At 28.8% G+C, this 6,319-nt stretch carries 7 protein-coding genes, 1 tRNA gene, 1 rRNA gene and 1 other RNA gene; 9 read left to right on the forward strand and 1 reads right to left on the reverse strand.

The features are described 5' to 3' along the window. Positions 1–7: 7 nt before the first annotated feature. The 8 genes from rrf to K0039_RS19725 all read left to right on the forward strand — a co-directional run bounded on the left by rrf (position 8) and on the right by K0039_RS19725 (position 4,349). Positions 8–124: ribosomal RNA gene (gene rrf / locus K0039_RS19690) — 5S ribosomal RNA — on the forward strand. A gap of 213 nt (positions 125–337) precedes the next feature. Further along, positions 338–793: a nucleoside deaminase gene (locus K0039_RS19695; protein WP_228106744.1), complete on the forward strand. Its 456-nt coding sequence runs from the start codon at positions 338–340 to the stop codon at positions 791–793. After that, positions 794–883, forward strand: a tRNA-Ser gene (locus K0039_RS19700). Between the two features lie 25 nt (positions 884–908). Beyond that, positions 909–1,174: signal recognition particle sRNA large type (ffs, locus tag K0039_RS19705), an RNA gene on the forward strand. 171 nt (positions 1,175–1,345) lie between these two features. Beyond that, positions 1,346–2,983: a DNA polymerase III subunit gamma/tau gene (dnaX, locus tag K0039_RS19710; RefSeq protein ID WP_228106745.1), complete on the forward strand. Its 1,638-nt coding sequence runs from the start codon at positions 1,346–1,348 to the stop codon at positions 2,981–2,983. Positions 2,984–3,051: 68 nt separating this feature from the next. After that, the gene (locus K0039_RS19715) at positions 3,052–3,390 is read left to right on the forward strand and encodes a YbaB/EbfC family nucleoid-associated protein (RefSeq protein WP_018590937.1); all 339 of its coding nucleotides are present in this window, start codon (positions 3,052–3,054) and stop codon (positions 3,388–3,390) included. 12 nt (positions 3,391–3,402) lie between these two features. Beyond that, a complete protein-coding gene (gene recR / locus K0039_RS19720; RefSeq protein WP_228106746.1) occupies positions 3,403–4,002 on the forward strand; it encodes a recombination mediator RecR in 600 nt (199 codons plus the stop codon). 128 nt (positions 4,003–4,130) lie between these two features. Continuing rightward, a complete protein-coding gene (locus tag K0039_RS19725) occupies positions 4,131–4,349 on the forward strand; it encodes a hypothetical protein (protein WP_228106747.1) in 219 nt (72 codons plus the stop codon). Positions 4,350–4,392: 43 nt separating this feature from the next. On the opposite strand, the gene K0039_RS19730 is transcribed toward K0039_RS19725, so the two are convergent. Beyond that, positions 4,393–5,607, reverse strand: a complete 1,215-nt coding sequence (locus tag K0039_RS19730) for an MGDG synthase family glycosyltransferase (RefSeq protein WP_228106748.1) — start codon at positions 5,605–5,607, stop codon at positions 4,393–4,395. 165 nt (positions 5,608–5,772) lie between these two features. On the opposite strand from K0039_RS19730, the gene K0039_RS19735 reads away from it, so the two are divergent. Then, on the forward strand, positions 5,773–6,003 hold the full coding sequence (locus K0039_RS19735; RefSeq protein WP_228106749.1) for a glutaredoxin family protein: 231 nt from the start codon (positions 5,773–5,775) through the stop codon (positions 6,001–6,003). Positions 6,004–6,319 lie beyond the last annotated feature (316 nt).

The following is a 6,319-nucleotide window of genomic DNA, read 5'->3' on the forward strand; positions in this document are numbered from 1 at the left end:
AAGATTATGTGGTTATTATAGCAAAGAGGATACACCTGTTCCCATTCCGAACACAGAAGTTAAGCTCTTGAGCGGCGATGGTACTTGGGGGGCGACCCCCTGGGAGAGTAGCACGTAGCCACGTAATCTTTTTTTACTAATATATAAATTATGTAAAGTGATATAAAAAGATAGGCATATTAGTCTGTCTATTTTTAATACACAAATAAAATGCGATGTTTCACGAGGAACAAATCACTAAAACATATAAAAATGGTAAAAATTTCAATTAAATAAATGAGTTGAATTATTATAAAACTTATGATAATATTAATGTGTTATATGTTTAGGAGGTATCATGGAGAAATCGTTGTACATGGAAGAAGCTTTAAAAGAGGCATATAAGGCATATAATAAGGGAGAAACTCCAATAGGAGCAGTTATAGTTAAGGATGATAAAATTATAGCTAGAGCACATAATCGAACAGAAGAATTAAAAGATAGTACAGCTCATGCTGAGATGTTGGCTATAAAACAAGCTTCTGAAGTATTAGGTGGATGGAGACTTATAAATTGTGACTTGTATGTTACTATGGAACCGTGTATAATGTGTAGTGGAGCTATAATTAATTCTAGAATAAAGAATATAATTATTGGAGCTAAACATATAAAAAACTTAAAAATGGAAAAACAACACGAGTTTAAAATGGATTATTATAAAGATAATAATATTGAAGTAAACTTTGGTATACTGAAAGACGAGTGTTCGCATATTTTGCAAGAATTTTTCAAGACTCTTAGAAACAAGCATTAAGGAGAGATGGTCGAGGGGTCGAAGGCGCTCGCCTGGAAAGTGAGTATGCGGTAAAACGTATCGTGGGTTCAAATCCCACTCTCTCCGCCAACAAATAAATATGGTTGTAATTTTGCTGTACTAGATGGGGAGGTAGCGGTGCCCTGTAACCTGCAATCCGCTATAGCAGGATTGAATTCCATCTAGAGGTTTTTACTTTGTAGAGCTGCCCAGAATAAGTGGTGTTGATGCTTAGGTCCTGTGCAATGTAAGCTCATGAACTCCGTCAGATCCGGAAGGAAGCAGCGGTAAGTGATTCCTTGCATGTGACATAGGAGCGCCTAGGTTGAGTTAACTGTTTTGGTAACGTCTGTGAAGTATTAATCAATAGATGGTGTACAGCATTTATATATAAATATAATAATCCCTTTAATAGGGATTTTTTTGTACATAAAAATAATTAACAAATATTTTTATTTATTATAAAATATATGATATAAATGTATTTGGATTGGAAAAAATTATATATAGATTTTTTTATAAAGTAAAAATAGTTTTGAAGGAGATGTAAATATGCATAAAGCGTTGTATAGAGTATATAGGCCAAAAACATTTGAGGATGTAGTTGGGCAAGAACACATAGTAAAAACTTTAAAAAATCAGATAAGAAATAGTAATATAGGTCATGCATATTTATTTTCTGGAACTAGAGGTACTGGTAAAACATCTACAGCTAAAATATTTGCTAGATCAGTGAACTGTTTAAATTCTATTGATGAAGAGCCTTGTAATAAGTGTGAAATATGTGTAGACACATTAAATGATAATATCATGGATATAGTAGAAATAGATGCAGCATCAAATAATAGTGTAGATGATATAAGAGAGTTAAGGGAAAGTGTAAAATATACTCCTTCAAAAGCAAAATATAAAGTTTACATCATAGATGAGGTTCACATGTTATCTCAAGGAGCTTTTAATGCCCTACTAAAAACTCTAGAAGAGCCACCATCATATGTAATTTTTATATTAGCTACAACAGAACCACATAAAATACCAGCAACCATACTATCTAGATGTCAAAGATTTGATTTTAAAAGAGTGTCATCAAAAGATATTGCCAATAGAATGGTATATATATGTGAAAAAGAGAATATTGAAGCAGAGGAAAAAGCACTAAGTTTAATAGCTAGAAATTCACAAGGTGCTCTAAGGGACGCTCTAAGTATACTTGATCAATGTATGTCATTTGGAAATGAAAAAATAGAATATAATGATGTAATAGAATTATTGGGTACTGTTAATATTGATGAACTATTTGAATTATCTCAAGCTATTATAGGTGAAAATACTAAAAAATCGCTTCAAATATTAAATGAATTTATTATTTGGGGAAAAGATATAAGAAATTTAATAAATGATTTAATAGATCATTTTAGAAATTTAATGGTTTGCAAAGTATCTAAAGACCTTGATGAAATTATATCATTACCTGAAGAAAGTATAGAAAGATTAAAGGAACAAGCTAAAACTATTAATATAAATGACTTGATAAGAATATTAAATATATTATCAGAGACACAAGATTCAATGAAATCATCTTCAAATACAAGAATATTAGCTGAAGTTACTATGATGAAAATAGCACAACCTATGTTTGATGAAAGTAAAGAAGCATTGATTAAAAGAATTGAAAATTTAGAGCAAATAATAGAAAGTGGAAATATAAAAGTAGTAACAGTACAAAATGAACCTGAATCAAGTTCAAATAATAAAGATGAAAAAATAAATAATCAAGAAGAAAAACAAGATATAATATATGAAGAAGTAAAGAGTGAAGATGTAAAAATAATAGAATCATCATGGAAAAAAATAATTCAAAAAATAAAGGATGATAAAAAACCGAGTATATATGCACTTCTAAAAGAAGTTAGTAGTTTCTATGTAAAAGAAAATGCCTTATTTATAATATTCAATGATAATTTTTCTTTTGCAAGGTCTAGACTTAGTTCAGAAGAAACTATAAAATATGTAGAGCAAGTTATAAGAGAAGTACTAAATAGAAGTTTTCATCTTAAAATATATCTGAAGTCTGAAATTGCAAGTATGAACCTAGAAAAAACTAGCAGTAAAAGTGATGAAGGAGAAGAAATACTTAAAGGTATAGTGAATGAAAATATACTAGAAGTAAAAGACAGTATTGAAAAATAACATAATAAATGATAAAAATTATATTGTGATATAAAATAAATCAGAAATTTAAGGAGGAAGTATATAAGATGGCTAAAAAAGGATTTGGTGGAATGCCAGGAAACATGAATAACATATTAAAGCAAGCTCAAAAAATGCAAGAGAACATGCAAAAAATGCAAGAAGAGTTAGAATCAAAGGAAGTTGAGGCTTCAGTGGGTGGTGGCGCTGTTACAGTTAAAGTTAATGGTAAAAAAGAAGTTATAGATATAGCTATAAAACCAGAGGTAGTAGATCCAGATGATATAGAAATGTTACAAGATTTAGTATTAAGTGCAGTTAATGAAGCCTTAAGAAAAGTTGATGATATGCAACAAAATCAAATGAGTAAGGTTACTGGAGGAATGAATATCCCAGGATTATTCTAGTAGGTGATAAGTATGCAAATTTATACAGAGCCTATTAATAGGCTTATAGAGGAGTTTTCTAAACTACCAGGAGTAGGAAGAAAAACAGCACAAAGATTAGCTTTTCATGTTATAAATATGAATAATAATGATGTAGAATCTTTATCAAAAGCGATATTAGATGCAAAAAGGGAAATAAAATATTGTTCAGTTTGCTGTAATATATCAGATCAAGAAAAGTGTAGTATGTGCTCTAATAAAAATAGAGATGCTAGTGTCATATGTGTAGTAGAAGATCCTAGAGATGTTGCTGCTATGGAAAGAACTAAAGAGTTCAAAGGCCAATATCATGTACTTCATGGAGTAATATCTCCTATGGATGGTATAGGACCAGATATGATAAGAGTTAGAGAGTTAATCACTAGATTAGCAAATCAAGATGTAAAAGAACTAATAATGGCCACTAATCCAACTATAGAAGGTGAAGCTACGGCTATGTACATATCAAAGCTTGTCAAGCCTATGGGAATAAAGGTTACAAGAATAGCCCATGGTTTACCTGTAGGTGGAGACTTAGAATATGCTGATGAAGTAACTATTTCGAAGGCATTAGAAGGCAGAAGAGAAATATAAAAAACCAAGGTATATCCTTGGTTTTTATTTATATTAGAATTTAAATGATTATAAAATTAACTTATTGACAAATGTAATTTGTATTATATAATTATAGTAATTATTAAATAATTTTATAGGGGTGTAGTATGAAAACGACTATGAACTTAGAAGAACATAATGCAATGAAAGAAAAGAGAGAAAAAAAAATTAAGTCTAAAGATAAATCAAAAAGCAGTGATAGAGATTTATTGGAAAATAAAAAAAGTAAAAAAACTCTCAGTAAGAATAGTAATAGTGGAGCATTTAGAAATAACTATAAAAACTATCAATATGACTATGAAGAAGATTTTTACGAGCCATATTAAAAAAATAAAAGCGTATGAAAATTAAAATTTTCATACGCTTATTTTAATCTCTAGATAATATATCAAAAGCTAACTTAGCAATATCTTGAGATGCATTAAGTTTTTTTATAGCTCTTATATTTTCTTTAGTCATTTCGATTCTCTTTGGGTTATCAATAAGAACTTTTAATAGTACGCTTAAAGTGTATTTTTTAGATGTTCTTAATGAAGCACCACAGTTAGAAAGGAAGTCTAAATTTTCTTCTTCCTGACCAGGAATGAAATAAGGAACAATCATAGGAACCTCTTTTAATAAAGATTCAGTAGTAGTAAGTCCTCCTGGCTTAGAAACTAATATGTCTACTGATGCTAATAAATCATTCATTTTATCAGTAAATCCAAGTACACATATTTTCTTATCTATCTTATCCTCATCAGCAGCTAAGTTTTTTTCTAATTTATCTTTTAGAGATTTATTTCTTCCAGTTATAACAATGATTTGAAAATCTCTATTTACAGAAATTAATTCAGCAAGTGTGTCTTTTATACTGCCTGCACCGAAACTACCACCCATTAGAAGAACTGTAAATTTATTTGGATCTAAATTAAGTTCAGATAATACAGTTTCTCTATCTCTATGTGATAAAAATGATTTTTCAACTGGTATACCATATGCTTTAATTTTTTCCTTATCGATACCATCTTCAACTAACAACTCTTTTACATATTCATGTCCTGCAATATAGTAGTTAATTTCATTTTGTATATAGGCAGAATGAGTTGTGTAATCAGTTAAGACTGTTACAAGAGGTGGAATATTTAAATTTCTATAGTATTTATGTATGCTTTCAGTAAAAGCGTTTGATTCTGAACTATCATAAAGCTGAGAATGTTTCTTTAAAGTACTGAGTGCTATCATAGGAAAAGGATGAGTACCTATGATTAAATCTGGTTTTTTATTTTCTACTAATTTTTTTAATTTTCTAGATATTAAAGAAGTTAGCGGGTTATCTTTAAATTCATTTTTAGACATTAGACTACTTTCAGTTAATTTATAAACACCACCCCAAGCTTTAGGTGTATATTTAGCTGACTTTTCATAGCCTCTAGAAATTAGTTTATCCATAGTTCCATTAACTATTTTTAAACTATCTATGATTTCACAATCAATAGTGATGCCGTTAATTGATTTGTTAGTTAATTCCTCTTTTATGGCTCTAGCTGCTCTATTGTGACCACCACCAGTGGAAGCTGACATTATTAAAACTTTTTTCTGCATGAAAAAATCCTCCTATAAATTTTAGAGTTGTATTGCATTGTTAAAAAAAATTATGTAATATAAAAAGTAATTTATTATGGTAATTAAATGAATAATAAAGTTAATAATAATCTAATACAATATTGACAAAAAAACAAGGTAATAAATGTTTTAAGGAGACAGTAAATGAAAAAAGTAGAGATTTATACTAGTGATACATGTATACAATGTAAAAAAGCAAAAGAATATTTACAAAAAAATAACATAGAATTTATAGAGTACAATATATCTTCTAATGAAGAATTTAAGCGTGAATTAATAAAAAAAGGATATTTATCTGTTCCGGTTATAGTAGTAGATGGTCAGGACATATTAGGATTTGATGTGAATAGAATTAAGCAATTGACAGTAATCTAAATGTATATAATAGGTAAATCAAAAAATAAAAGTATAAAAAAGTAAAAAGAGTAAACACTAAAAGTAGTAAAAAAGTAAAAAAGTTTTTAAAAAGTATTGACTATTAAGTAATACGATGATATAGTATTACTTGTCCTTGAGACAGGGACAAAACGTCAACAAAAACTTGCTAAAAAAGTAGTTGACAAAGAAAAACAGCTTTGGTAAAATAAAGAAGCTGAAACAAGCAAAGAACTTTGAAAATTAAACAGTAGGTTAACAATAAATTAATTCTTTAAGAATTAAACTGAAACAACAAACAAACCAAGCCAGATAT

Origin of the sequence: Terrisporobacter mayombei (assembly GCF_020748465.1) — a bacterium.
In the GTDB taxonomy this organism is placed as follows: domain Bacteria; phylum Bacillota; class Clostridia; order Peptostreptococcales; family Peptostreptococcaceae; genus Terrisporobacter; species Terrisporobacter mayombei.

Coding starts and splice junctions, on each gene's coding strand:
- K0039_RS19730 (WP_228106748.1), bottom strand. CDS start 5,607: ATGCAGAAAAAAGTTTTAATAATGTCAGCTTCCACTGGTGGTGGTCAC.
- K0039_RS19735 (WP_228106749.1), top strand. CDS start 5,773: ATGAAAAAAGTAGAGATTTATACTAGTGATACATGTATACAATGTAAA.
- K0039_RS19695 (WP_228106744.1), top strand. CDS start 338: ATGGAGAAATCGTTGTACATGGAAGAAGCTTTAAAAGAGGCATATAAG.
- K0039_RS19715 (WP_018590937.1), top strand. CDS start 3,052: ATGGCTAAAAAAGGATTTGGTGGAATGCCAGGAAACATGAATAACATA.
- dnaX (WP_228106745.1), top strand. CDS start 1,346: ATGCATAAAGCGTTGTATAGAGTATATAGGCCAAAAACATTTGAGGAT.
- K0039_RS19725 (WP_228106747.1), top strand. CDS start 4,131: ATGAAAACGACTATGAACTTAGAAGAACATAATGCAATGAAAGAAAAG.
- recR (WP_228106746.1), top strand. CDS start 3,403: ATGCAAATTTATACAGAGCCTATTAATAGGCTTATAGAGGAGTTTTCT.